This window comes from Gordonia zhaorongruii (assembly GCF_007559005.1).
In the GTDB taxonomy this organism is placed as follows: Bacteria; Actinomycetota; Actinomycetes; order Mycobacteriales; family Mycobacteriaceae; genus Gordonia; species Gordonia zhaorongruii.
In genome coordinates, this window is record NZ_CP041763.1 from 2,093,971 (window position 1) to 2,120,207 (window position 26,237).

A 26,237-nucleotide genomic window follows, 5' to 3' on the forward strand; every position below is an offset into this window, starting at 1 on the left:
GTTCACGGCTACGTGCCCAGGCGCTCGGCGAGGATATCGATCCCCTCGTCGAGCGCCCTTCTGCGCGGCAAATCAGCACATGCCGCCTGCAGTTCCGCCCACTGCTCGTCGCTGCACCCCGACAGACGCTGGGCGTCCGCTATCAGCTCATGCAGCGCCGGGTAGTCGTGGCGAGCTCCCAGCCGGATCCCCAACGCCATCCAGCGCGCACCGCGCGTGTCAGTAGTCGTGCACCTTTGCAGCACGCCGAGCACGAACACCACCCCAGCGGCCTGCGGGACGTCGATCCAGCCGGCACCGTCGTTCATCGCGATCACCGAATCGCTGAGTTCGTTGACGTACGAACTGGCCCGCTCATGCGCACCGACACTGATCAGTCCGGCGACAGCCGCAGTCACCATCCCCATCACTCCCGGATCGCGGGTGGCGTGGGCACGCTCGGTCCTCAGCAGGTCGGCGGCGCGGATGAACAAGTCGGCCACGTCCGCATCAGACGCCGTACCTCTCATCCGCTGGTACTCGGCAGTTACCACCATCATCACCGAGATGGCCTCCGGATTACCTTGCGGTGTCGGATCTTCCGGCTTCCACCCGTTGCTGAGCTCGTCCAGACCTGCGCGTGCTCCGTCGAAATCGCCGAGCAGCAGCCGGGCAGCGATGATGTACCCACCGACCTGCAACGAGTCGTTCTCGGCGCCCAGTGCCCGGAACCGCTCGACGCTGCGCTCGTACAACTTCAGAGCGCGAGCCCACTCTCCGCGCTGTCCGACGAGGCTGGCCGTCGTCATGTCGGTCATGGCGGCAGCGAAGAAGTCCGACCGTCCCGCGAGTCGCGCTACCTCCTCGGCGTCACGCAACGCGCCGTCCAGGTCGCCGATGTTCTCCCGAACATTGAAGCGGAAACTCAATGCCACCCAACGCACTCGCTCCGGTCGTCCGGGTTCCAGACCGCGCAGCACGATCCGGTAGACGGCGGGCATCTTGCGCACCAGCATCAACGTTACGAGAAACTCGATCGGGTCCTCAAAGGTCAGTTCCGGACGGTGCAGCCGTCGCAGTAGGAACGCTCCGCGTCCCAGCCCACGTGTGTCACCCGTAGGCATCAGGTGCGCCGTCGCGATCCCCACAGTCAGCTCCCATGCCTCGCGCGACGAGTCGTCCAAACCCGGCGGCGGTGTCGGAAGCGCCCGGACCGCCCGCGCACCCCACACGCCCACCTCCGCATGCAGACCCCGACTGGCCCAAAATAACCCCACTATCGGGAACACCGCCGTCACGATGTCGCCAGCGCTCGCGTCCCCGTCCTCCAGAGCAGTTACCGCCCGCCGGAGCACCCACACCAGGTTCTCGCTCTCGACCGCGACCATGGCGGCGAGCACATAGTCGGGTGTCTGCTCGTAGCGCTCCCGCACGCCATGGCAGAAGGCACACGCCCACTCAGTCATCGCAGCGGTCACCGCGTCGACGTCGCCCGAAAGTTCGGCCCGCTGCTCACCGAACTCGCGGACCATCTCGAGCATTCGGTAGCGGGTTTGCCCAGCAGACTCGATCACCTGCAACAACGACTGGTCGACCAGTGCGGTGAGCGCGTCCGCAAGGGCCGCGCCCGAGGTTCCGGTGACCGTCGCTGCCGCGTCGAACGAGAAGCCGTCCGGGAACAGGCAGGTACGACGAAGCGCCGCGCGAGAAGGCTCGTCGAGCAGGTCCCAGCTCCAGTCGATGACGGCCTCGAGGGTCCGATGCCGGTCGGGCGCCAGGCGATCGGCCGACCGAAGCAAGGCGAACCGCTCCGTCAGCCCCGCCATGATCTCGTCGACGCTCATCACCCGAATGCGGGCCGCGGCCAGTTCGATCGCGAGGGGCAATCCGTCCAGGTGCGCGCACAGCGTCGCGACGGCCACCGGGTCGAGCTCGGCGTTCGGCCGCACCGAGCGGGCCCGCTCCACGAACAGCTCGACTCCTGGCGACAGCGCGCCGTCGGTCCCCAGCACGGGCAGCGGGTACACCTGCTCCGTCGCGATCAGCAGAGGCGAACGGCTCGTCACCACGACTTTCAGCCGCGGCAGCTCTGCTACCAGCGATTCGACGAGCGACGCACAGGCATCGATCACCTGCTCGCAGTTATCCAGGATCAGCAGTGTGTCGGTGCCGCGCAACGCGTCACCGAGTCGCTCGGACAGGTCGCTCACCACCATGCGCGGCACCGAACTGGTGCGTACATCAGACTCACCGACCCCGAGCCCGCCGGCCACCGCGGCGATCAGATCGTCGCCGTCCCGGACCGCCGCGAGGGGGACGAAGTACACGGACGTGCCGCGATCCGCGAACCTCTTGCCCAGCGTCGACGCAATGCTCGTCTTGCCGACACCGCCGGGGCCCTGCACGGTGACCACCCGCCGCTGTACGAGCAACGCGTCCAGCGCATCGAGGTCCGATTCGCGGCCGATGAGTCCGACTTCGCACAGCCGGTCTTGCGTGCGGCGGACAGGCGATCCCGACGATGCGAGTGCGCCGCCGCTCGCCGCGGCGAGTAGCTCGGCATTGACCGCCGACGCGGCCGGTCCAGGGTCAGCCCCGAGTTCCTCTGCCAATGTGCGGCGCAGCCGCGCGAACACCGCGAGTGCCTCGTTCGTGCGGCCGGTGGCGGCCAGCGTCCTCATCAAGAGCACGTGAGCCGGTTCGTCGAGCGGATCGTCGTCGATCCGCGCCTGGGCGATCTCGGCCACGACCGCGTGGTCGCCGTTGCGCGAAGCGCGGTGTGCACGCGCATCGTCCACCCGGCCGCGGAGCCGCGACGTGTTTGAGCGGAGGCGATCGGCGAGCTCGTCCTGCGCACCGAGATCCTCACCTGCGTCGCCGCGCCAGTATCGCTCGGCCGCATCCGGATCGCTCTGCGCAAGTGCACGTTCGACGATCTCGACGTCGGTGGTGAATCCGGATAACCGATACCGGCCGTCGTCGCCGACGAGCGCGCTGGTTCCCAGGATGGGACGCAGACGCGAGACCTGCGTGTGCAATGCTGCGTGCGGCGACTTCGGTGCGTCGTCGCCCCACACCTCGTCGATCAGCCGTTGTGTCGAGACGGGCCGCCCACCTGCCAGAACCAGCGCCACCAGCAGCCGCCGCGCCCGCATGCCCGGGACCGCGCGGCCGTCTACCGTGATCGGACCGAGCAACCCGATGACGGACTGCTCGGACGGATTCGACATGTCTGGCGGCATTGCCACAACAGTAGTCCGCAGGCCATTTCGGGGCCTGCCACTTCAGGGCCGGTTGACCCGCACCCACACTCCGCCGTCATCGATGACGTTCGCACGCACACCGAAGACCGCGTCGATCGTGTCTTCGGTGATCGTGTCGGCGGGCAGCCCCTCGCGGATCTTCCGGCCGCCGGCGAGCACCGCGATGCGGTCGCAGTACATCGCGGCGAGGTTCAGGTCGTGGAGCGCGATGAGTGCGGCCGCCCCGGTTCGGTGGACGTGATCGGACACGAGGTCGAGCAGACTGAGCTGGTATTTGATGTCCAGGTGATTCGTGGGTTCGTCGAGGATCATCAATCGCGGCTGCTGCACGAAGGCCCGCGCGATCTGCACACGCTGCCGCTCCCCGCCCGACAGGGCGGCGTACCGCTCGTCGAGCATGCCGTCGATCTCGGTCTCGCGGGCCACCGTGGCGATCACCCGATGGTCGTGCGCCGAACCGAACGCCCACGATCGCCGGTGCGGTGTGCGCCCCAACTCGAGGACATCGGCCACCGTCGGATTCTGGTCGGTCGTCGCCTGCTGCTCCACGAAGGCGAGCCGCTGGGCGATGCTCTTGCGTGACAGCTCGTCCAAGCCGGCATCGTCGAGCGACACCCGGCCGCGCGTCGGTTTCCGCAATCCGGCGATCAGCCGGAGCAATGACGACTTGCCCGAGCCGTTCGGCCCGATCAGGCCCACCACTTCCCCAGCTCCGACCTCCAGGTCCACATCCTCGAGGATGGTGCGCCGTCCGACGTCCCACCCGACACCCTGCGCGCTCAGGATCATCGTCGCCCCTGCCGAATGAGAACCAGGACGAAGGCCGGTACGCCGACGATCGCCGTGATCACGCCGATGGGCAGTTCCTGCGGCGCGATCAGCACCCGGCCCGCCACGTCGGCCCACACCAGGAAGAGCGCGCCGAGCAGCGCAAGCGTCGGCATCATGATGCGATGACGCACCCCGACGATGGCCCGGGCCGCATGCGGCAGCACCAGTCCGACGAACCCGATGGCGCCCGACACACTGACCACCACGGCGGTGATGAGGGCGGTGACGCACAGCAGGATCAGCCGGGTCCGCACGATGTTCACGCCGAGCGACGCGGCAGCGTCGTTGCCGAACGCGAACGCGTCGAGCGCCCCCGAGAACAGCAGGCACAGCACCAGCCCGACGATCGTCACCGCACCGCACACCGCGACCTCAGTCCACGTCGGCGACGACAGCGAGCCGAGCAGCCAGAACAGCACGCCGCGCGTCTGCTCGGCGTCGGCCGAGGTGTAGACGATGAACGAGGTCAGTGCAGAGAAGAGCTGGGTAGCGGCGATACCGGCCAGCACCACGCGGTCGGTGGTGCCACCCGCCAGTTTCGCCAGCAGCAGGACAAGTCCGAACGCAGCAAGGGCGCCGAGGAAGGCGCCGCCCGCCATCCCGATCACGCCTGCGCCCACACCGAGCAGGATCACCGACACGGCACCGACCGATGCGCCCGACGAGACGCCGAGCACGAACGGATCGGCGAGCGGGTTCCGGAGTAGCGATTGCAGCACGGCGCCGCACACGGCGAGTCCGGCACCGCACGCCGCGGCCAGGACCGACTGCGGCAGTCGCAGCTTCCAGATGATGCTCTCCTGCAGTCCGCTGAGGTCGGTTCGACCGCCGAACACGTTGGCACGCAACGAGCCCATCACGTCACCGAAGCCGAGCCCCGACGGTCCGATGGTGACCGCGAACCCGATCGACATGACCAGTAGCACCAGGCCGCCCAACCACAGGGCGGCCAATGCCGAAGGGTGCGTCTGGATTCGTGCGATCAATGTCCCAGACCCAGCCGCTTCAATCCGTCGGCGACGTTCTCAATGCCGTACACGGTGCGCAGCGACGGATTCATCTCGGCACCGGTCGCGATTATGTAGCGCTTGTTCTTCACCGCATCCATCTCCCGCGTCACCGGGTTGGATTCGAGGAACTCGATCTTGCCTTCCGCCGACTCCCCGGACTGGATGTCGCGGGTCAGATCTCCGATGACGAGTACTTGCGGGTTACGGCTCGCGGCCACCTCCCAATTGATCTGCGGCCACTCGTCAGTGGTGTCGTCGAAGACGTTCTCGAGTCCGAGCGCCTCGGTGATGACCCCGGGCGCACCGCAGCAGCCTGCGATGTACGGCGACTCCGCATCGGAGAACCAGTACAGGACACTGGTCCCGTTCGCGTTCACCGAATCGGCTGCCTTCCGTGCGCGCTTCTTCAGGTCGGCGATCACGGTATCGGCACGGTCAGTGGTTCCGGTGAGCCGTCCGAGCTCGCTGATCTCGCGGTAGATCAGATCCAGGGTCACCGGCTCGGTCCGCGAGCCGTCCCCACCCGTAGCCTTCTTGCCCTCGCAGTCCGACGGGGCGACGTACGTGGGCACGCCCATCTCGTCGAACCGCTCGCGCGGGGCCGTACCGCCCTTGCCGAGGGTCGACGTGAACGACGCCGTCACGAAGTCGGGTTCCTCGGCGAGTACCGACTCGAACGACGGCCAGTTGTCGGAGATTCGCTTGACCCTCTCGTTCTCGGTTTTCAACGAGCCGAGGATCGGATCGGTCCAGGTCGCGGTGCCGGCCATCCGGTCGGCCAGGCCGAGAGAAAGCAGCACCTCCGTGGTGCCCTGGTTGAGAGAGACAATCCGCTGTGGCGGGGCGTCGAGCGTGGCGTGCTCGCCGCAGTTCTCCACGGTGACGGATTCAGCCGACGACGTCGATCCGGGCTCGGGTTCGGCACCGCATCCGGCGAGGACGACAGCGGAGGCGAACAGGGCTGTGGCCCCGATGAGTGAACGATGCGGGACTGCGCGAGACATCTGAGATCTTTCGAGTCAGAACCTGGATCGCGAGGCTCTTCGGCGTTTCCCGCGAGCTGTTGCCCACCGGAGCCAGCAGGTCTTCGGACTCGAGGTCAGCCGCTGCCGGACACCTTCCCAGTTCTCACCAGTGGTGTGTCGTCCGGAGCGTCGCTCTCACCGCTGCGCGTCAGTCCCGGATTCCCACCGGGTTCCCTGCCCGTTTCCGGGCGTGCTGGCGTCTTCATCGTACGGTCCACCGGAACTCGCACGACGCCCGCACGCACTTCGCGCCCGGATCCCCGACTCAGATCCGGGCGCGAAGGCTGGAGTGCGTTCGTCTACTTGGCGGTGGCGATGCCCATCGACGGGAAGAAGTAGCAGGTGGCGTCGCCCTTCTTCACCGTTCCGTAAATGGCCGACAGGACAGTGCCCTGCTCGGTCTCGACGAGTCCGCCGCGGACACCGTTGGACGGAATTTCGTTGAGCTTCTTCTTCAACGGGTCGATGGCCGTTTTGACCAGGACACTCGGGAGGCCGGACTCCGCGATCCGCTTCTCGACCGCGTCCAGGATCGTGTCCGTCAGACCGCCCATCGGCTCGGCCAGACCGCCCTTGAAGGTGTCGACGTTGAACCACGCGACCTGCATCCCCTTCTTGTCTGCCGAGTCGTCGAACGTTCCGGCCGGGACGAAGCCGTAGAGGATCTCGCCCTTGCGCACAGCGTTGAGGTCGACGTCTTTACCGAGAATCTTGTAGGTCATGTCTCCGAGGATCGGCGTGTTCGGACCCGGCATCGCGCCGCCCACCGCCATCGGGAACGTGAAGTCGGTGCAGGCGCCGAGGGTCGGCGTGAACGGGGTGATGCCGAGCTTCTTGAGTACCGCGTTCGCAGTTTGGATATTGCTGACGACGTCGGCAGCATCGTGCGGCTGCGGCGCGATGGAGTCGAGTGCGCGCTTGGCTGCAATGGAATCGTTGGACGGTGCTGCGGTCGCGACTGGGACGGGAGCGACTAGGACGGGGGCGACGCCGCCGACCAGGGCCGCCGACGCCGCGACAGCGGCGACAGACAGGCGGATACGGCTTTTCATGGTGTTACTCCTGGGCTTAAAGAGACGCATGGGACGTGCTTATAGTCGATGTCCGATACGCGAATTGTTAGCGAATCACCCGATTCACCATCGAACCGTGACCGTTTCGGGATCAGCAGGCCCTCTAATGTCACCCTTTCTGGTGACACAGACCTCACCTGCACCTCGGTCAGTGCACCACCCGAATCGGCCGCCGCACCCGCGAGACGAAACCTCACTGGCGTCTCACTCGATGCGGCTCACGCGCACACGTTGTGGCATAGTGACTGCCGTCACTGAAACGCGTTACAGGTTCCGATCCGTTCGGAATGGAGGGTTGTACCGATGAGACCGTTGCGCCGAGACCTCAGCTCCATGCTGCCGTCCTCCGGACGCCTCCCCGACGTGGAAGTGCCCGCCGGTCACTTCGTCGACCTCCCGGAGCGTGGCACCACGTTCATCACAGACAGTCCTGGACCCACCCCCGACGCCCCGACGATCCTGCTTCTGCACGCGTTGTCGACCACCGGCCTGCTCACCTGGTTTCCCAGCATCCCGGCGCTCACCAAACGGTTCCGGGTCATCACCATGGACCAGCGGCTGCACGGACGCGGCATTCAGTCCTCGGAGTTCTCCCTGCGTGACTGCGCCGATGATGCGGTCGCCGTCCTCGACGTTCTCGGGATAGACAAGGCCATGTTCGCCGGTTATTCGATGGGGTCGCTCGTCGCCCAGCGCGTGTGGCGTCAGCACCCGGACCGCGTCGGTGGAATCGTCCTGTGCGCCGGCACCGATCAGTTTCAGACCAACGTCGCAGAACGACTCTTCCACCAGAGCGTCGGCGTCTCGTTCGGCCGGGCGCGGCGCGACATGCCCGCCGAGGCGGACCTGCAGCGGACGTCGCTCGATCCGAAAGACGACCTCCGCCGCTGGGCGATCGCCGAGTTCCGGTCGACGCGTCCGGCCGCCGTCGGACGTGCCGTCGCCGCGATCGGCAGGCACCACACCAAACCGTGGATCCGCGAGATCGATGTCCCGACCGCGGTCGTCATCCCGTTGCGGGACAAGGCGATTCCGCCGGAGCGCCAGCGGGCGATGGCGCAACGCATTCCCGGTGCAACCGTCCACGAGGTGGACGGCGGCCACTCCTCCTGCGTAATGAACGCAGATCAGTTCGTACCCGCGCTCGTCGAGGCGACGAACACCGTGCTCGCGCGGTGGACCGAGAACACGAAGGCCGACTGATCCCGGCATGAACGCACCCCGAATCGCAGTGGTCACCGGAGCCTCACGCGGCGCAGGCAAGGGCATCGCGCTCGCCCTCGGAGCCACCGGTGCGACCGTGTACGTCACCGGCCGCACCACCGCCGAGAGCAGCTCCGCTCTACCCGGCACCGTCGCCCGGACCGCCGAGGAGATCAGCAGACGCGGCGGGACGGGCATCCCGATGATCGTCGACCACTCCGACGACCCTCAGGTGGAAGCACTGTTCGAGCAGGTCCGGGCCGAGCACGGCAGGCTCGACATCCTGGTCAACAATGCGATCACCATCCCGAAAGCGCTCACTCGCAAGGGGCCGTTCTGGGACAAGCCGCTCGCCCTCACCGACATGTTCGACGTCGGGATGCGCTCGGCGTACGTCGCCGCCTACTATGCAGCTCCCTTGCTGGTCGCGAACGGATCGGGTCTGGTGGTGAACACGTCGTCGTTCGGCGGCAGCTGCTACATGCACGGTCCCGCCTACGGCGTCGGAAAGGCCGCCGTCGACAAGATGGCGCACGACATGGCCGTCGACTTCAAGCCGTTCGGCGTCGCGGCCGTCTCACTGTGGATGGGACTGCTGAAAACCGAGCGCACCGTCGCCGCCTTCGAAGCCGACCCGGAAATGTACGAAGGCCTCGCGGCCTCCGCCGAGTCGGTCGAGTTCCCCGGGCGGATCATCGCAGCACTGGCGCGAGACGAGAAGCTGATGGATCGGACGGGGCAGGTCCTGATCGGCGCAGAGATCGCCGAAGAACTCGGCGTCGCCGATGTCGACGGCAACCAACCTCCGTCGCATCGCCCGTTCCTGGGCGACCCTCCGAGGTTCAGTGCCGCCGTCGTCGACTAGTTCGGCAGGGCGATCTCGGCCTTGAGCCGCTTCAGCTCGCGCGGGAAGTGCTCGACCATCGCCTGCGGACTCCGCACGCTCTCCTCGCACGCGATGATGCCCACGTGCACGACGCCGTTGTTCGACAGCACCGTGATGTTCAGGCCCGCACCGTGGAAGACGGGCCCCAGCGGATACATACCCATCACCTGCGCGCCCAGGAAATACAGCGGCACCGGCGGACCCGGCACATTCGAGATGACGAGATTGTGCACGACCGGATGCCGCTCCGCGAGGCGGAGGCCGGCGTAGGCACGGACCGCGAGTCCGAACGTGCGGGGTGCAGCGAACTCGGCCCAGTCCTGCAGCATGTCCGCGGAGATCGCCTTGTGGTGCTCCTTGGCATTCCGGTTGTCCTCGGTCATCTGGCGCAGTCGCTCGAGCGGGTCGTCGATGTCGGTGCCCAGGTGCGCGAACAACGACGACACCTTGTTAGCGCCCACATCTCGTGCGGAGTCCTCACGCACAGAGACCGGCACCGACGCGAGCAGCGGCGCATCCGGCAGTTCGCCGCGCTCGTCCAGATACGCACGCAAGGCACCGCCGGCGATACTCAGCACGATGTCGTTGACCGTCGCACCTGTCGCCCGGCGTACCTCTTTGATGTCCTCCAGCCGCATGTCCGCGACGGCGACGGTCCGGTGGCCGTTGATGGTCCCGTTGAACGAGGTACGCGGTGCTGTGAGCGGGGCCGCCATCGCGGTGCCCTCACGTGCGCGTCCGACGGTCTGCGCGATGAACCCGAGTGCCGCGGGAACCATTCTCGGAATCCCCAGCGGTCGTGCGGCGGTGTCGAGCAGGCCACGACCGAGCAGCTCCAGACCTCCGGGTGCACGCGATTGCTTGACTGGCCCGTCCGGCGCGAGCGGCGCGGCGTCCGGCTCCAGGCTGCACAGGTAGGAGATCAAGTTGGAGCCCGAAGCGCCGTCCACCGTGGCGTGATGCATCTTGGAGAAGACGACGAGCTTCTCGGTGCCGTCCGGGGCCTGATAGCCCTCGATGACCACCATCTCCCACAGTGGCCGGCTGCGGTTCATCGGCTGCCCTGCGAGGTGACCGCACATCTCCATCAACTCTGGATAACCGGCAGGCTGAGGCAATGCCATCCGGTGGAAGTGATGATTGATGTCGAAGTGATCGTCCTGCACCCACACGGGATGGCCGACATCGAGCGGGACTCGCCGGACTTTACGAGTGAACTGCTCGACCTTCCGCACGCGCGATTCGAGAAGATCGCGCATCGCCGAGAACGAGTATCCACCGGGCATCGTCGACGCATCGAGCACGAGAAGCCCGCAGACGTGCATCAGCTGTTCCGGTGTCTCCAGGTACAGAAAGCTCGCATCGAGGCCGCTCAGTCGATCCATGAGGGACAGAGTACAACACGAATTAGAACTTGTTCTAGTTTGACATGATCTATCATCCGACCTGCGCTGCGAGCACCTCACCGACGCGAGGGCGAGGGCGTGGAAACAACTGTTCGGCTCGTCGATGTCAGACTTGCACATCGTCGGTTCGCCGTGCAATCGGCCTCACTTGTCCGACGCCGCAGCTACCGTCGTAGCCATGGCCGTGATCTATGACGCAACCCTGAGCCCGACCAAGCCCGACGTCGTCCGCACTTACCTGGACGGGACATCATGGGGCGGCTCCGGCGACCTCGACATGCTGGCCGCGTATCGCCTCGACGATCCGGCAGGCACGGTGGGCATCGAAGCGCACCTCGTCGCGCGCGGTGGCCGGACACTGCACGTGCCCCTCACCTACCGGGGCGAACCGCTCGACGGCGCCGACGAGCACCTGATCGCGACGATGGACCACTCGGTCCTCGGCAAACGCTGGGTGTACGCGGCAGCCGGCGACCCGGTCGCCGTCGCCGCATTCACCGCAGTTCTGCGCGGCGAGCAACCGCAAGCCGATCAGGAACTGCATCTCGCCGACGGCCGCGTCGAACCGCTCAACAACCTGGTGCAGTTGTCCGTCAACGGCGAGGCAGGCGATGCCGACGCGTTGGGGTTCACCGATGACGCCGCGGAACCCGCCGAGGGCGCGGCAACGCTCACCGCGCAGTGGTCGGGAGGCACCGCGATCGTCGCCGCACTGCGCTGACACCCGATGCGGGCCGACTCCCGGCCCCGATACGGGACTCGTCTTGCGCGTGGGCTACTACGAACCGATCAGCTTGCCGGCCAAGTACTCGACCACCTTGTCCAGGGCGATCCGCTCCTGGCTCATGGTGTCCCGCTCACGAATGGTCACAGCATCGTCGTCGAGGGTGTCGAAGTCGACCGTCACGCAGAACGGCGTGCCGATCTCGTCCTGACGGCGGTAGCGCTTGCCGATGCCCTGCGCGTCGTCGAACTCGATGTTCCAGTGCTTGCGCAACTCGTCGGCGAGTTCACGCGCCTTCGGCGACAGCTTCTCGTTGCGCGAGAGGGGCAGCACCGCGACCTTGACGGGAGCGAGACGCCGATCGAGCTTGAGCACCGTGCGAGTGTCGGTGCCGCCCTTCGCATTCGGCACCTCCTCCTCGGTGTATGCGTCGCAGAGGAAAGCCATCAGCGAACGGCCCAGACCGGCCGCCGGCTCGATCACGTACGGCGTGTACTTCTCGCCGCTCGCCTGATCGAAGTAGACGAGGTCCTCGCCGGAGTGCTCGCTGTGCGTCGACAGGTCGTAGTCGGTCCGGTTCGCGACGCCCTCGAGTTCGCCCCACGGGCTGCCGCCGAAGCCGAACTTGTACTCGACGTCCACCGTGCGCTTGGAGTAGTGCGACAGCTTCTCGGCCGGATGGTCGAACAGGCGCAGGTTCTCCGGATCGATCCCCAGGTCGACATACCAGTTGTAGCGCGCGTCGATCCAGTACTGGTGCCACGTCTCGTCCTCGTCGGGCTTGACGAAGAACTCCATCTCCATCTGCTCGAACTCGCGCGTTCGGAAGATGAAGTTGCCCGGCGTGATCTCATTGCGGAAGCTCTTGCCGATCTGCGCGATGCCGAAGGGCGGCTTGCGCCGTGCCGTGGTCATCACGTTCTTGAAGTTCACGAAAATGCCCTGAGCCGTCTCCGGGCGCAGGTACGCCAGGCCTTCCTCCGACTCGATCGGACCGAGGTAGGTCTTGAGCATCATGTTGAAGTCACGGGGCTCGGTCCACTGCCCCTTGGTGCCGCAGTCCGGGCAGCCGAGCAGGTCCATCGACACCGAGTCCGGATCGTCGATCCCCTTCTTGTCGGCGTACGCCTCCTGCAGGTGGTCCTGGCGATGACGCCGGTGGCAGTTGAGGCATTCGACCAACGGGTCGTTGAACACCGCGAGGTGACCGGACGCGACCCACACCTGGCGCGGCAGGATCACTGACGAGTCGAGCCCGACGACATCCTCGCGGGAGGTGACCATGCTGCGCCACCACTGGCGCTTGATGTTGTCCTTCAACTCGACACCGAGGGGCCCGTAGTCCCAGGCCGAGCGGGTACCGCCGTAGATCTCACCGCAGGGGAACACCAGACCTCGCCGCTTGGCGAGATTGACGACAGCATCGACTTTGGACTGTGCAGCCACGGTTAACTGATCTCCACGACGTAGGGGGTTTCGGTCTAGACGGGCGCGGCGCCGAGGTAACGGCGCCACGGTCACCTCCCAGGGTAGTCGCTGACCGTCGGCGCGGGACTGTCGGGATTGGACGGCCGGCTACCCCAAGCGCAATTCGATCAACGGCACCTCGTCGATGGACAGCTCCGTCGCCTCCTCGATGATCGCCGACAGTTCTGCGTAAGCACGCGGCGAACGCGCCTGATATCTCTCGATGACATCGCGCGCCTCGTCGACGCTCAGCCTGCGCGGTACCGCGGGTTCGCGCCGCATGAAGCCGATACTGACCCAGCACTGCGGGTCGGCGCGCAGATTGCGGAACCACTGGGCCGTCTCCCCGAACCCGGACGCGACGATCACGCGGTCCTTCGCGGGCCGCTCGACGGTTTCGAGCGCGACGTACCTGTGCTGACCCGAGCGGCGGCCGATGTGCTCGAGGAGAAGGAGACGTCCGCCGAACACGAACCCCAGCCCGGCGCGCATCATCGGGATCGGCAGTCTCACCAGCCACCGGGTCTGCAGAATCCGCGCGCCCGCACTCATCCTCCGATCGTATGCCGGTGGTCAACGGGGTCGACCGAGAGGAAATGACAATCACTTCCCATAAGATGGGGTGACTCGTCCCCGATTCCCGGAGAGAACCCATGGCTCAACCGACCGCGCCGGCTGCGCTCAGCGCCGACCCGAAAGCACACTCCGCGGCGAGCGAGCTACTCCGCGCCCTCGCAGCTCCCGCACGCGTCGCGATCGTCCTCAGCCTGCAGGAGCGCTCGATGTGCGTGCACGAATTGGTCGACGCACTGCATCTCAATCAACCGCAGGTCAGCCAGCACCTGAGTGTGCTCAAGAAATCAGGTGTGGTGATCGGAAATCGACGGGGCCGCGAGATCGAGTACTCGCTCGCCGACGACCACGTCGCACACATCGTGGTAGACGCACTCGTGCACGCGACCGAGCGGAGGGAGACGGCACCGTGACGGACGAAGCACCGACCGAGAAGCAGGTCAAGCCCCTCACCGGGCAACGTTCCACGAAACAGCGAGCCGCGATCGCCGACGTACTCGCTGCGACCGACGACTTCCTCTCCGCGCAGCAGCTCCATGACAAACTCCGTGACCGCGGCGAATCCATCGGACTGACCACCGTCTACCGGAACCTGCAGGCCCTCACCGACGCCGACCAGATCGACGCGATCTGGGACGGCTCCGGCGAGACCCGCTATCGCCATTGCTCGACGGGCCACCACCATCACCTCGTGTGCCGCGAATGCGGCACCACCGTGGAAGTGCAGGCCGACCCGGTGGAACGCTGGGCCTCGAAGATCGCCACCGAGAACGGTTTCACCGACATCACTCACACGGTCGAGATCTTCGGGACGTGCGCCGATTGCGGCGGCGCAGCCGGGTGACGTCGGCTGAGTACTGCGGAGTGCTGCGGCGGATGTCCTAAATATCGAGATCGAAGGGAAGATTACCCTCGGACCTCGATATTCTGGCCGATCTCCGCAGCATCTCCTGTTGCTTCACCGTTCGGGCACGGTGCCGGTCGGGCGTGGTGATCGCACGAATATCCTCGAGTACCGTGTCCCAGCCGTACAGGACATCGTCGTAGGTGAGCCGCATGACGAGCCAGCCGTCGACGAGCGCGCGCCGATCTCGATGATGGTCACGTTCGTACGCCGCCTTACTGGAGTGATGGAGTCTGCTGTCGCACTCCAGGATCAGCTTCCCGATACGCAGATCCGCCCAGCCCACACCCTCGATACCGGGTTGCACCACCACCGAGTAGCCGAGCGACTTCAACCGGACTCGCGTGATGCTCTCCGTCCCCGACTGCGACCGGCGATCGGTCCAGTCGAGCAGTCGGCGGACTGTCGCCGACGACGATCCCATATCGGCCCGCAGGTCGGCCGGATCGATCAGGGAGGAGTTCATGTAGGAATCGCATACCGCGATCCATTCATCGGCGTCCAAGCAGTGCACTGCGTACTTGAGCGCCACCGGTACCGGGTCGACGGCGCGCGTCGCGCTCCGGAGACTCCCCGAGCAAGGGCGGCACGCTACATGCTTCCCGGTGCGGTGACGACCTCGCCGCAAGTGCAATCGCGGCGGGGTCGGCGGGACCCACAGATCGTGAAGCCTCAACGCGTCGACACAGGTCGAGACTCCGCCGTCGCGCACCGCCGAGGCGACTGTCCTGTCGTGGACCCGGAACGCGTACCAGCCGATGCGGAGCCGGACCAGATCTCCAGCCCGAATCGCGCGCTGGAGCGCGTGGTCGTCGTCGTAGCCGAGCGCGGCGAGTTCCTTGCGCGCGTACACCCCGGAATCCTTCACACACTGTTTGACGCGCAGGATCCACCCGCCGTTCCATCGTCAACCACTGGTTGGCAGGTGCCTACGGTCAACCTGCGGTTGCGAGCACCTCCTGGTCGCACTCCTCGAGGTGGGAACGGCCGCGATAGCTACGCGCTGCCGAACCGCCGGTCGCGCTTGGCGTACTCGAGGCATGCCGCCCACAGGTCTCGGCGGTCGAAGTCGGGGAACAGCTTCTCCTGATAGACCATCTCGGCGTAAGCGCTCTGCCACAGCAGGAAGTTCGACAGTCGCTGCTCCCCCGATGGCCGCAGGAACAGGTCGACGTCGGGCATCTCCGGTTCGTCGAGGTACTTGGTGAAACCAGCCTCGGTGAGACGCTCCGGGTTGATCTCGCCGCGGGCCGCACGACGCCCGATCTCCCGCGCCGCATCCACGATCTCGGCACGGCCGCCGTAGTTGACGCACATGGTCAGCGTCATGACCGTGTTGTCCTTCGTCAATTCCTCGGCGATCTCGAGTTCCTTGATCACGCTGCGCCACAGTTTCGGACGGCGACCGGCCCAGCGCACCCGGACTCCCATCTCGTTCATCTCGTCGCGCCGACGACGGATCACGTCCCGGTTGAAGCCCATCAGGAACTTCACCTCTTCGGGGCTGCGCGACCAGTTCTCCGTCGAGAACGCGTACGCCGAAAGCCAGTTCACACCCAGCTCGATGGAACCGCACACCGCGTCCATGAGCACCGCCTCGCCACGCTTGTGGCCCTCTGTGCGCGGCAGTCCCCGATCCTGCGCCCACCGCCCGTTGCCGTCCATGACGAGCGCGACGTGATTCGGCACGAACTGCGCCGGGATCTCGGGAGGCACGGCGCCCGACGGGTGCGGATCCGGAGGGCGGACGGAACCGGAAGTCGGATTCCCCATCGCCCGGCGACTGAGTCGTGCCATCAGCTGACCTGGCCTCTCATGCGGTGTCGGTGACTGCTTCGGCGTCCGAAGGGTGCTCCACCAGCCTATGCGGGGCGTGCCGCTCGATGAGAGGCAAGGTGCGCAGCTGCCGTTCCAGATGCCATTGCAGGTGCGCAGCGGTGAGACCGGTCGCCTGACGACGCTGAGAATCGGTCGCCGCGGCGACGTGGCCCCATTCGCCGCGGGCCAGTGCCTCCATCACGTCGAGCACTCCGACCGACGGTGTCGCCGCACCCGCGGGCCGGCAGTGCACGCACACGGCGCCGCCGATCGCGACGTGGAACGCGCGGTGCGGTCCCGGCTCCGCGCAGCGGGCGCATACGTCGAGAGCGGGCATCCAACCCGCCGACGACATCGCCCGCAGCAGGAACGCGTCCAGAATCCACTGACGTTCACGTCGGTTCTCCGCGAGCGCCTCCAGCGCACCCACCGTCAGCCGGTGCAGTTGACGCGCGGGGGCGCGTTCCTCGCCCGCGAGACGTTCGGCGGTCTCCAGGACGGCGCATGCCGTCGTGTAGCGGCCGTAGTCGGCGGCGATGTCGTCGCTGAACGCGTGCAAGCTGTGCACCTGCGTCACGATGTCGAGATTGCGTCCCGGATAGAAGTGGACGTCGACGTGGGCGAACGGTTCCAGCCGCGCACCGAATTTGGATCGCGTACGGCGAATCCCCTTCGCCACCGCGCGCACCAGACCGTGCTCGGCGGTGAGGAAGGTGATGATGCGATCGGCTTCGCCCAGCTTGTGCTGGCGCAGCACCACCGCCTCGTCGCGATATAACCTCACCGGACCATTGTCGCACCGTGTGCTGACATTCCTCTGGTTCGACCCGCTTCGCCGACTCGTGTCGCAGGAACGTGTCTTACCGCGTGGTTCCGGTCGTAGTGACGAATTCCGAGAGCTCGCGTGCGAACACCTCCGGTTGATCCTCCGGAATCAGCGTCCAGGAGTCGTCGACCTCCACCAGTCGTGCGTCCGGGAACTCCCCGACCATCTGCCGCGCGTGCGCGATCGGCATCATCGGGTCATGAGTCGCCCATAAGAGGAGCACCGGCCGCGGAAAGCGGACCACGTCGTCGTGCCACGAGTCGAGTACCGCCTTCGACGGCGACCCCGTCACGAATTTTCGCAGGTCATGGCGGATCTCGGCGCTCTCGACAGCGGGTCCGAACCAGTCGTCCAGCACCTGCTCCGGAATGCGGTTCTTCGACAATCCCCCGTACGCCTGCCTACTGCGCCGGAACAACGTCGTTTGGGTGAGCTGTGCGAACAACGCGGTGCCGCCCGGCACGCGGCAGAGCAGCGCGGCAGGCCGTGCCGGCTTCGGCGGGAAGTTGTCGTAAGACTCGCACGAGGCCAGCACCAGTCGCGCCACGCGATCGGCACGGCCATCCGAGACGACGAACTGGCCGCCGCCCCAGTCGTTCAGGACCAACGTCACATCATGCAGGTCGAGGGCGGCGAACAAGTCGGCGAGGATGCGGGCGACTCCTCGCTGGGTGAGATCGGCGTCGGGACGCATCGGCTTGCGATGAGCCCCGAACGGAAGGACCGGTGTGATGCATCGGAACCCGTCGAGACGCGGAATCACCTTTCGCCACTGCGACCCGTTCATCAGCAAACCGTGACCGAAGACGACGACCGGACCGGTTCCGCCGGTGTCGTCGTAGTCGATCGGACCGGCGGAGAGTGTGACGGTGGCCATCACTTCAGCGTGCGCTTCGGGACAGCCCGTGTCCAGGACGTGACGGGGATGGCAGGGGTCCCGCGACGCGAGACCGACCTCTCGCCTAGAACCCGAGCCGACCCAGCTGCTTCGGGTCGCGCTGCCAGTCCTTGGCGACTTTGACGTGCAGATCCAGATAGACCTTGCTGCCGAGCAGGCGCTCGATCTGCGTGCGAGCCACGGTGCCGACATCCTTCAGTCGCGCTCCGCGATGCCCGATGACGATTCCCTTCTGGCTGTCGCGCTCGACGAACAGGTGCGCGTACACCTCGATGATCTCCGAGTTGTCACGCGGAATCACTTCTTCGATGACCACGGCGAGGGAGTGCGGCAACTCGTCGCGCACGCCCTCCAACGCGGCCTCGCGGATGAACTCGGCCATCAGAACCTGCTCCGGCTCGTCGGTGAGCTCACCGTCCGGATAGAACGCGGGCCCGGGCTCGGACAAGGACACCAGCACGTCCGACAACGTGTCGAGCTGACGGCCCGACTTGGCCGAGCACGGAACCACCTCGGCGTCGGGGCCCATCAACGTCGACAGCGCCATGAGCTGCTTCGCGACCTTCTCCGGGCCGACCCGGTCGATCTTCGTGACCACCCCGACCTTGCGGGTGCGCGGTGCCACCGACTGCACCTGCTCGATGATCAGGCGGTCACCGGGTCCGATCGCCTCGTCGGCCGGGATGCAGACGCAGATGATGTCGACTTCGGAGTACGTGTCGCGCACGACGTCGTTCAACCGCTGACCGAGCAGTGTGCGCGGCCGATGCAGGCCTGGGGTATCAACCAGGATGAGCTGGGCGTCGGGACGGTTCACGATGCCGCGAATCGCATGGCGCGTCGTCTGCGGACGATTGGACGTGATGGCGATCTTGTCGCCGACGAGCGCGTTGGTCAGCGTCGACTTGCCCGTGTTGGGCCGGCCGACGAAGCACACGAAGCCGGACCGGAAGTCGGTCTCCGGCGAGTTCGGCGACTCGGGGTTGTTCAAGCGGATTCTCCGATCGAATCGTTGGGGACTGCGTGCAGCGTATCGTCCCCGCTGCTCTTCCCCCGATCCGAATCGGCGTCGTCGGTCCAGTCCTCGCGATTGTCACCGTCGGTCTTCGTCTTCGCTCGGCGCACGACCACCGTCGTGATCCGCTGCCGACCGAGCCGGTTGGGACCGCCTTCGGCCGTCATCTTCAGTCCGTGCGCGCGTACCTTGGCTCCGGGCAGCGGTACGCGACCCAGCCGGAGCCCGAGGAGTCCGCCGACCGTCTCCACGTCGTCTTCCTCGATCTCCTTGCCGAACAGCTCGCCCAGATCCTCGACCGACAGACGGGACGACACCCGGTACTTGTCCTCGCCGAGCTTCTCGACCGGCGCCACCTCGTCGGTGTCGTACTCGTCGGAGATCTCGCCGACGATCTCCTCGAGAACGTCCTCGATGGTGACCAGGCCGGCGATACCGCCGTACTCGTCCACCAGCAGTGCCATGTGATTCCGCTTGGACTGCATGTCGGAGAGGACATCGTCGAGCGGCTTGGAGTCGGGCACGAACTCGGGCGCCCGCATCACCTCGTCGACGTTGAAGCCCGCAGTCGTCAGACGCGGCAGCATCCGCTCCACGATGTCCTTCAGGTAGACCACTCCGACGACGTCGTCCGGGTTCTCACCGATCACCGGGATACGCGAGTGCCCGGATCGCACGGCGAGACTCATCGCCTGCGTCGCCGACTTCTCGGACTCGATCCAGATCATCTCCGGTCGCGGAACCATAACCTCGCGAGCGTTGGTGTCACCGAGGTCGAACACCGACTGGATCATCCGTCGCTCATCGTCGTCCACGACGCCCCGCTCCTGCGCCATGTCGACGATCTCACGGACCTCGACCTCCGTCGCGAACGGACCGTTGCGATAGCCCTTGCCCGGAGTGAGCGCGTTACCCATGAGGATGAGGAGCCGGGTCACCGGACGCAGCAGGACGCCGATCCCCGACAGCACCGGCGCGGCGACCAGCGAGATCGAGTACGCGTGCTGACGGCCCAACGTGCGCGGCCCCACCCCCACTGCGACATACGAGACGACTGTCATCGCCAGGATCGCAACGGTCAGACCCCACCCGGTACCGAGCGAGTTGACCGCGATCACCGCGATGAGGCCGATCGCCGCGGCCTCGCTGAAGACGCGCAGCAGTACGGCGAGACCCACGTAGGTCGCGCGCTGGTCGAGGACCGTCCGCAGCCGCTTGGCGCCGGGGCGTTCCTCCTTGATCAGATCGTCGACGCGGGCCTGCGATACGGTCTGCAATCCCATGTCGACGGCGGCGAACGCGCCGGCGCAGACAGTCAGAATCACTGCGACGCAGAGGAATACGATGTCCTGCATCACCGGTCAGTCCCTCACTTCATCGGCGAAGCCGGTGTTGCGGAGCAGCCGAGCGTCACGCTGCGCCTGACGCTGCAGCCGGGCGCGGTCGTCGCGCGCCTCATACCAGTCGACGATGATCTGCCCCTGCAGACCGAACATCTCTTTCTCCTGCCCCGGCTCGGCGTGATCGAAACCGAGCAGATGCAGGACTCCGTGCACGGTCAGCACCGCGAGCTCGTGATCGAAGCTGTGGCGTTGAGCCTTGGCCTGGTCGGCCGCGAACTCCGGGCAGAGCACAATGTCGCCGAGCATCGCGGGCCCCGGATCGGCGGCATCGGGTCGGCCGCCCGGCGTCAGCTCGTCCATCGGGAAGCTCATCACGTCGGTCGGACCCGGCAGATCCATCCACTGGATGTGCAGTTCCGACATGGTCTCCAGATCGACCATCGTCACCGACAGTTCGGCGCCGGGATGCACGTCCATGCGCGCCATCGCGAACCGCGCGGCCTCGATGACCAGCTGCTCGGGGACGTCCACCCCGGACTCGTTGAACAGTTCGATGCTCATCGGCGACGACCCGACCCCGCCTCGGCGCGCCGCATCGCACGGTTGCCGCCGATGCGCTGCTCCTCGTCGGCGCGCCCGTAGGCGTCCACGATGTCGGCGACGAGCCGGTGCCGGACCACGTCGGCGCTGGTCAGTTGGGAGAAGTGAATGTCGTCGATCCCTTCGAGGATGCGGGTCGCCACACGCAGGCCACTCGAAGCGCCGCCTGGGAGGTCGATCTGGGTGATGTCACCGGTCACCACGATCTGGGACCCGAATCCGAGTCGGGTGAGGAACATCTTCATCTGCTCGCTCGTCGTGTTCTGCGCCTCGTCGAGCACGATGAACGCGTCGTTGAGCGTGCGGCCGCGCATGTACGCGAGCGGCGCCACCTCGATGACCCCCGCCTCCATGAGCTTCGGGATGGCCTCCGGGTCGAGCATGTCGTGCAGCGCGTCGTACAGCGGGCGCAGATACGGGTCGATCTTCTCGCTCAGCGAGCCGGGAAGGAAACCGAGCCGCTCCCCCGCCTCGACGGCCGGACGGGTCAGGATGATGCGCGAGACCTCCTTGGCCTGCAGCGCCTGCACCGCCTTCGCCATGGCGAGGTAGGTCTTGCCGGTTCCCGCGGGTCCGAGCCCGAACACGATGGTGTTCTTGTCGATCGCATCGACGTAGTGCTTCTGGTTCAGCGTCTTGGGCCGGATCACCTTGCCTCGACGGGACAGGATGTCCAGGCTGAGGACCTCGGCGGGCGACTCCGCCCGCTCCGTCGCCAGAATCGACAGCCCCTGCCGCACCAGGTCGGGCGTCAGCGTCGTACCGCCGCGTACCACCTTCACCAGCTCGGCGATCACCCGTTCGGATGCCGCCACGTCGGCAGGCGAGCCCTTGAGCGTGATCCGGTTACCCCGGACGTGGATGTCCGCGGGAAGCTGCTGCTCCAGAGTCCGCAGGTTGACGTCGGACGTTCCGAGGAGGCCCACCGCCAGATCCTGTGGCACCTCGATGGTCGAGTTCGCCACCGCGACGGCTTCGGTTGCCGTGTCGCGGTCGATGTCACTCACTGAATCCGTCACTCCTCGACGTGTTGGATGCGGCACCGGAAGGTGCCGGTCGTCTTCATTCTATCGCCGTGCCCGCTGGGTATCATTCGCTAAATCCCCAGCACGCGCAGCGTCTGCCTGGTGGCGGCCGATCGCGGCTCGACGAAGGCCTCGTGCCCCTCGCCGGAAACCTCGTACAGGGCCACCGCCTGGCCGCGGTCGCGAGCCGCGGCGACGTAATTCCGGCTCATCTGAATCGGAACCATGTCGTCGTCGACGGTGTGGATCACGGCTACCGCCGCGTCGAACGGCTTCTGCTCGGACGGCGACGCCTCCCGGTACCGATCTGGGATGCGGTCGAACGGCGCCCTCATCAGACCCTCGACGGACGGACGGTCGAAAGCACCTGTCTCGGTGAAGTCGAGGACCGCGGACTGCGGCACCACTGTCGAGATCGTGTACCGATCGGTGCGGGCCCCGATCTGCGCGACTGCGTACACGGCGAGCTGCCCGCCCGCCGAGTGCCCGACCACCGACACATTCGACGCGTCGACCACGACGCCCGCCGTCGCAAGACGCTCGGTGACCGGACCGTCCAGGGCACGCAACGCGGCGACCACGTCTAGCCCGGTACCCGGCCAGCCCCCGCCGTCCTCCTCGATCCGCCGGTACTCGACGTTCCAGACGACGGCGCCCCGCTCCGCTAGCAATCGCGCGAACGCGGTGTAGACGACGAGTGAGTAGTCGGTCGACCACGAGCCACCGTGCACCAGCACCACCAGGGGTGCGCGGCCGGACGGCTCCGATGGCACGTAGAGATGACCGAAATTACTCGGCGCAGGTCCGTACGGAATCTTGGTGCGACGCAACGCTATCGGGTCCACCGATCGGTCACTGCCCCCAGCGCCCCGAGCGCGACCGCACCTGCGGCGACCGTCCGAAGCACCTCCGGGCCGAGGACGACGGCCTGCCCGCCGAGTGCCGTCAGGTCGGCGAGTTCGCCGTCGTCGAGTCCGCCTTCGGGCCCGATCACCAACACCACCTCCGGAGCCGTCGAGAAATCGATCGACCGGAACGAGGTTGCCCCGGCTTCGTGCAGCAACGCGACCACTCCGCCGTCCGCGGCCACCCGGGAGCACAGGTCGCGCACGTCGATCGTGGTCGCCAGGTCGGTGATCTCGGGTATCCACGGACGACGCGCCTGCTTGGCCGCGGTGGCCGCGGTGGCCCGCCACTTCGCAACGCCCTTCTCAGCCCGTGAGCCGCTCCAACGCGCCACGCAGCGCGCCGACTGCCACGGCATCACCGCATCGACGCCGGCCTCGGTCATCAGATCGACGGCCAGCTCGGCGCGGTCGGACTTCGGTATCGCCTGGACCACGGTCACCCGCGGCTTCGGCGCCGTCGCGAACTCGACGCGACTCGCCCGCACGGTCAGACGATCCTTCCCGGAGACGTCGACCACCTCGCAGTCGGCGAGCGTGCCGCGCCCGTCGCCGAGCACCACGTGCTCGCCCTTCCGCATGCGGGTCACCGTGACCGCGTGCTTGCCCTCCGGACCCGACACCGTCACCGCGTCACCCGCGGCCGGGACCTCGTCGACCCAGAAGAGCGGCGGTGTCATCGGCCGGCGAAAGCGTTGCGCAGCTTGGAGAACAGTCCGCCGTTCGCAGCGGCCTTCGACTTCGCGGTCACCAGCTCGACGTCGTCGCCGACCGCCTCGCGGAGCTTCTTCAGCAGATCGGTCTGCGCGGCGTCCATCTTGCGGGGAACCGCCACCTCGAGGTGGGCATGCAGGTCACCGCGCATGCCGGTGTTCAGATGCGGCATCCCGTGCCCGCGCACCCGCACCACCGTGCCCGGCTGCGTACCCTGCTCCACCGTCACCTTGGCAGTGCTGTCGAGCACCGTCTCGACATCGATCTCGGTACCTAGAGCCGCGTCGGCCATCGGGACGCGCACCGTGCAGTGCAGATCGTCGCCGTCGCGGACGAACACGTCGTCCGTGGCCTCCGACACCTCCACGTACAGGTCGCCCGCCGGGCCACCGCCCGGGCCGACCTCGCCCTGGCCGGACAACCGGACCCGCATACCGTGCTGGACGCCCGCCGGAATCTTCACCGTCATGGTGCGACGCGACCGCACGCGGCCGTCGCCGCTGCACTTGAGGCAGGGATCCGGGATGGTCTCGCCGACACCGCGGCACTCCGGGCACTCGCGCACCGTCATGACCTGGCCGAGGAACGAGCGCTGCACAGCCTGGATCTCGCCGGCACCCTTACAGGTCGCGCAGGTCACCGGCTTCGACTTGTCGCGGGTGCCTCCGCCCTTGCACGTGTCGCACAGGATCGCGGTGTCGACCGTGATCTCCTTGCGCGCGCCTTCGGCGATCTCAGCGAGGTCCAGGGTGACGCCGACCAGAGCGGGCTCCCCCGGTCGAACGCGGCCACGAGGACCACGACCGCCGCCGAATCCACCGCCCCCGCCGCCGCCGAAGAATGTCTGGAATATGTCCCCCAGGCCTCCCGACCCGAAAGGGTCGCCGAAGCCACCACCGCCGCCGCCGGGGCCGGCGAGCGGGTCGCCGCCTGCGTCCACGATGCGGCGCTTCTCCGGGTCCGACAGGACCTCGTACGCCGTGGTCACCTCTTTGAACTGATCCTCGGCGTCTGGGTTGACGTCCGGATGCAGTTCGCGAGCCTTCTTGCGGTACGCGCGCTTGATCTCCTGATCGGAAGCGCCCTGGGAGAGCCCCAGAATGCCGTAGTAGTCACGAGCCACAGTGAAAACAGTCCTTACACATCAATTAACGTTCGGAGAGCACTTCGCCGACGTATTTCGCAACCGCGGCGACCGACGCGATTGTTCCCGGATAGTCCATTCGAGTGGGGCCGACCACACCCACGCCGCCGAAGACAGTGCCCGATGCACCGTACCCGGTCGACACGACCGACGTACTGCGCAGGTTCTCGGTGTTCGTCTCCTCACCGATCTGCACGGTCACGTGTCCGGTCCCCTGCGTGTGCGCCAGCAGCTTGAGCACGACGACCTGCTCTTCGAGCGCTTCGAGCACGGTGTCCATGCCGCCGGTCGCCGGCGTGAAGTCGGCCGCCGACCGCGCCAGGTTCGACGTGCCGCCCAGCAGCAACCGGTCCTCGCCGCGCTCCACCAGCGTCTCCACAAGGACGGTCGCGATTGTCACGACCGGCTCGTACAGGTCGGACGGCGCCTGTGCGGCCATCTCGGCGACCGCGACCGATGCATCCTCCAACCGCTTGCCGTCCAGCGCCTGCGAGAACATGACGCGCAGCCGCGACACGGTCTCGTCGTCGATCGGCTCAGCGAGCGTCGCCATCCGCTGCTCCACCCGGCCGGTATCGGTGATGACCACCAGCAGCACCCGCGATGGAGACAGCGGCACCATCTCCAGGTGACGGACACGCGACGTCGACAGGACCGGGTACTGAATCACCGCGACCTGCCGCGTCAGCTGCGCGAGCAGCTTCACCGAGCGACGCAGCACATCGTCGAGGTCGACGCCGGAATCGAGGACCGACAGGATCGCGCGACGCTCGGCCGCAGACAGCGGCTTGATCTCGCTGATCTTGTCCACGAACAGGCGATACCCCTTGTCCGTCGGTACGCGACCCGAACTCGTGTGGGGCTGCGCGATGTAGCCTTCGGCCTCGAGGACCGCCATGTCGTTGCGGACGGTCGCGCTCGAGACTCCGAGCCGGTGACGGTCGACGAGCGCCTTGGAGCCGATGGGCTCCTGGGTGTCCACGAAATCGGAGACGATGGCGTGCAGAATCTCGAAACGACGGTCGTCTGTGGTCGACACCAGGCACCTCCTCGCACTGTTTGCTTACAGTAGACACAGCCATTCTACGAAACGACGGAAAGACCAGGCGGACGATGATCTTCAAAGGGGTGCGCGACGGCAAGCCGTACCCCGATCACGGACTCACCCCACGCGAGTGGGCGAAGCTTCCACCCCGGCAGTTCCGTCTCGACCAGTTGACCACGGTCACCACCGTTCTCGCACTCGACAAGCTGCTCGCGGAGGACTCCACCTTCTACGGCGACCTGTTCGCGCACATCGTTCAGTACGAGGACGTCATGTACCTCGAAGACGGATTGCACCGCGCCGTCCGGTCGGCCCTGCGCAACCGCACGATCATCCACGCCCGACTCTTCGACCTGGACGATCACCTCGCGCGCTTCGGCATCGTTCCCGGCGACGACGAATCCGGCGTGGAGACCACCGCCCCCATCACGCCGGTCGGCCTCCCCGTCCACCCGCGCCGGGTCCGGACCGGCGGCGCGCACCGACTCGACTGAGCCGCTCGGCTCCCGCTCGCCCCATTCCGACAGCCCCCGGCTCCGCACGCCGTCGATCAGCGGAGC

Annotated in this window: 26 protein-coding genes and 1 riboswitch; of the genes, 6 read left to right on the forward strand and 20 right to left on the reverse strand. The window is 66.7% G+C overall.

Annotated features, from left to right (window positions below):
• Positions 1-8 precede the first annotated feature (8 nt).
• The 5 genes from FO044_RS09695 to FO044_RS09715 form a co-directional block, all read right to left on the reverse strand.
• The gene (locus tag FO044_RS09695) at positions 9-3,221 is read right to left on the reverse strand and encodes an ATP-binding protein (protein ID WP_143965547.1); all 3,213 of its coding nucleotides are present in this window, start codon (positions 3,219-3,221) and stop codon (positions 9-11) included.
• Positions 3,222-3,263: 42 nt separating this feature from the next.
• Entirely contained in the window at positions 3,264-4,031 is a 768-nt protein-coding gene (locus tag FO044_RS09700; protein ID WP_143965548.1) for an ABC transporter ATP-binding protein, read from the reverse strand.
• Positions 4,028-5,026, reverse strand: a complete 999-nt coding sequence (locus tag FO044_RS09705) for a FecCD family ABC transporter permease (RefSeq protein WP_244945736.1) — start codon at positions 5,024-5,026, stop codon at positions 4,028-4,030. The genes FO044_RS09700 and FO044_RS09705 overlap by 4 nt, the downstream gene beginning before the upstream one ends.
• A gap of 29 nt (positions 5,027-5,055) precedes the next feature.
• Positions 5,056-6,087, reverse strand: a complete 1,032-nt coding sequence (locus FO044_RS09710; RefSeq protein ID WP_143965550.1) for an ABC transporter substrate-binding protein — start codon at positions 6,085-6,087, stop codon at positions 5,056-5,058.
• 57 nt (positions 6,088-6,144) lie between these two features.
• Positions 6,145-6,321, reverse strand: a riboswitch (cobalamin riboswitch).
• 86 nt (positions 6,322-6,407) lie between these two features.
• The gene (locus tag FO044_RS09715) at positions 6,408-7,160 is read right to left on the reverse strand and encodes a hypothetical protein (protein ID WP_143965551.1); all 753 of its coding nucleotides are present in this window, start codon (positions 7,158-7,160) and stop codon (positions 6,408-6,410) included.
• Positions 7,161-7,484: 324 nt separating this feature from the next.
• Here FO044_RS09715 and FO044_RS09720 point away from each other — a divergent pair, with 324 nt between their 5' ends.
• Positions 7,485-8,384 carry an alpha/beta fold hydrolase gene (locus FO044_RS09720; protein WP_143965552.1) on the forward strand — a complete coding sequence of 300 codons (900 nt, stop codon included), beginning with the start codon at positions 7,485-7,487 and terminating at the stop codon, positions 8,382-8,384.
• A 7-nt stretch (positions 8,385-8,391) separates the two neighbouring features.
• Positions 8,392-9,249, forward strand: a complete 858-nt coding sequence (locus FO044_RS09725; protein WP_143965553.1) for an SDR family NAD(P)-dependent oxidoreductase — start codon at positions 8,392-8,394, stop codon at positions 9,247-9,249.
• Here FO044_RS09725 and FO044_RS09730 read toward each other — a convergent pair.
• Positions 9,246-10,655: a WS/DGAT/MGAT family O-acyltransferase gene (locus tag FO044_RS09730; RefSeq protein WP_143965554.1), complete on the reverse strand. Its 1,410-nt coding sequence runs from the start codon at positions 10,653-10,655 to the stop codon at positions 9,246-9,248. The genes FO044_RS09725 and FO044_RS09730 overlap by 4 nt on opposite strands.
• A 199-nt stretch (positions 10,656-10,854) precedes the next feature.
• Between FO044_RS09730 and FO044_RS09735 the strand changes: the two genes are divergently transcribed.
• Positions 10,855-11,397 carry a maltokinase N-terminal cap-like domain-containing protein gene (locus FO044_RS09735; protein WP_143965555.1) on the forward strand — a complete coding sequence of 181 codons (543 nt, stop codon included), beginning with the start codon at positions 10,855-10,857 and terminating at the stop codon, positions 11,395-11,397.
• Between the two features lie 57 nt (positions 11,398-11,454).
• Here FO044_RS09735 and FO044_RS09740 read toward each other — a convergent pair whose 3' ends face one another.
• Positions 11,455-12,846: a glycine--tRNA ligase gene (locus FO044_RS09740; protein WP_132991693.1), complete on the reverse strand. Its 1,392-nt coding sequence runs from the start codon at positions 12,844-12,846 to the stop codon at positions 11,455-11,457.
• Between the two features lie 129 nt (positions 12,847-12,975).
• Entirely contained in the window at positions 12,976-13,419 is a 444-nt protein-coding gene (locus tag FO044_RS09745) for a nitroreductase family deazaflavin-dependent oxidoreductase (protein WP_132991694.1), read from the reverse strand.
• 101 nt (positions 13,420-13,520) lie between these two features.
• Here FO044_RS09745 and FO044_RS09750 point away from each other — a divergent pair, with 101 nt between their 5' ends.
• Both FO044_RS09750 and FO044_RS09755 read left to right on the forward strand, forming a co-directional pair.
• Entirely contained in the window at positions 13,521-13,853 is a 333-nt protein-coding gene (locus FO044_RS09750) for an ArsR/SmtB family transcription factor (protein ID WP_132991695.1), read from the forward strand.
• The gene (locus FO044_RS09755) at positions 13,850-14,284 is read left to right on the forward strand and encodes a Fur family transcriptional regulator (RefSeq protein ID WP_143965556.1); all 435 of its coding nucleotides are present in this window, start codon (positions 13,850-13,852) and stop codon (positions 14,282-14,284) included. Before FO044_RS09750 ends, FO044_RS09755 begins: the two co-directional genes overlap by 4 nt.
• Positions 14,285-14,321: 37 nt before the next feature.
• Here FO044_RS09755 and FO044_RS09760 read toward each other — a convergent pair whose 3' ends face one another.
• The 12 genes from FO044_RS09760 to hrcA all read right to left on the reverse strand — a co-directional run bounded on the left by FO044_RS09760 (position 14,322) and on the right by hrcA (position 25,671).
• A complete protein-coding gene (locus FO044_RS09760; protein WP_244945737.1) occupies positions 14,322-15,197 on the reverse strand; it encodes an endonuclease domain-containing protein in 876 nt (291 codons plus the stop codon).
• A gap of 143 nt (positions 15,198-15,340) precedes the next feature.
• Positions 15,341-16,141, reverse strand: coding sequence for an isoprenyl transferase (locus FO044_RS09765; RefSeq protein WP_143965558.1), 801 nt, complete (start codon positions 16,139-16,141; stop codon positions 15,341-15,343).
• A 16-nt stretch (positions 16,142-16,157) separates the two neighbouring features.
• Positions 16,158-16,946: a DNA repair protein RecO gene (gene recO / locus FO044_RS09770; RefSeq protein ID WP_132991699.1), complete on the reverse strand. Its 789-nt coding sequence runs from the start codon at positions 16,944-16,946 to the stop codon at positions 16,158-16,160.
• Between the two features lie 76 nt (positions 16,947-17,022).
• The gene (locus FO044_RS09775; RefSeq protein ID WP_143965559.1) at positions 17,023-17,865 is read right to left on the reverse strand and encodes an alpha/beta fold hydrolase; all 843 of its coding nucleotides are present in this window, start codon (positions 17,863-17,865) and stop codon (positions 17,023-17,025) included.
• A gap of 85 nt (positions 17,866-17,950) precedes the next feature.
• Positions 17,951-18,877 (reverse strand): GTPase Era, encoded by a 927-nt coding sequence (gene era, locus FO044_RS09780; protein WP_132991701.1) that lies wholly within the window; start codon positions 18,875-18,877, stop codon positions 17,951-17,953.
• Positions 18,874-20,256, reverse strand: a complete 1,383-nt coding sequence (locus tag FO044_RS09785; protein WP_143965963.1) for a hemolysin family protein — start codon at positions 20,254-20,256, stop codon at positions 18,874-18,876. The genes era and FO044_RS09785 overlap by 4 nt, the downstream gene beginning before the upstream one ends.
• Positions 20,257-20,262: 6 nt before the next feature.
• On the reverse strand, positions 20,263-20,805 hold the full coding sequence (ybeY, locus tag FO044_RS09790; RefSeq protein WP_132991702.1) for an rRNA maturation RNase YbeY: 543 nt from the start codon (positions 20,803-20,805) through the stop codon (positions 20,263-20,265).
• Positions 20,802-21,851, reverse strand: a complete 1,050-nt coding sequence (locus tag FO044_RS09795) for a PhoH family protein (protein ID WP_186290526.1) — start codon at positions 21,849-21,851, stop codon at positions 20,802-20,804. The genes ybeY and FO044_RS09795 overlap by 4 nt, the downstream gene beginning before the upstream one ends.
• 89 nt (positions 21,852-21,940) lie before the next feature.
• Positions 21,941-22,714, reverse strand: coding sequence for an alpha/beta hydrolase family protein (locus FO044_RS09800; protein ID WP_235831296.1), 774 nt, complete (start codon positions 22,712-22,714; stop codon positions 21,941-21,943).
• Positions 22,702-23,454 carry a 16S rRNA (uracil(1498)-N(3))-methyltransferase gene (locus FO044_RS09805; RefSeq protein ID WP_143965560.1) on the reverse strand — a complete coding sequence of 251 codons (753 nt, stop codon included), beginning with the start codon at positions 23,452-23,454 and terminating at the stop codon, positions 22,702-22,704. The genes FO044_RS09800 and FO044_RS09805 overlap by 13 nt, the downstream gene beginning before the upstream one ends.
• A complete protein-coding gene (dnaJ, locus tag FO044_RS09810) occupies positions 23,451-24,611 on the reverse strand; it encodes a molecular chaperone DnaJ (RefSeq protein WP_143965561.1) in 1,161 nt (386 codons plus the stop codon). The genes FO044_RS09805 and dnaJ overlap by 4 nt, the downstream gene beginning before the upstream one ends.
• 25 nt (positions 24,612-24,636) lie before the next feature.
• Positions 24,637-25,671 (reverse strand): heat-inducible transcriptional repressor HrcA, encoded by a 1,035-nt coding sequence (hrcA, locus tag FO044_RS09815; RefSeq protein ID WP_132991705.1) that lies wholly within the window; start codon positions 25,669-25,671, stop codon positions 24,637-24,639.
• Between the two features lie 74 nt (positions 25,672-25,745).
• Between hrcA and FO044_RS09820 the strand changes: the two genes are divergently transcribed.
• Positions 25,746-26,171: a type II toxin-antitoxin system VapB family antitoxin gene (locus tag FO044_RS09820; protein WP_132991706.1), complete on the forward strand. Its 426-nt coding sequence runs from the start codon at positions 25,746-25,748 to the stop codon at positions 26,169-26,171.
• The last annotated feature ends 66 nt before the right edge of the window (positions 26,172-26,237 follow it).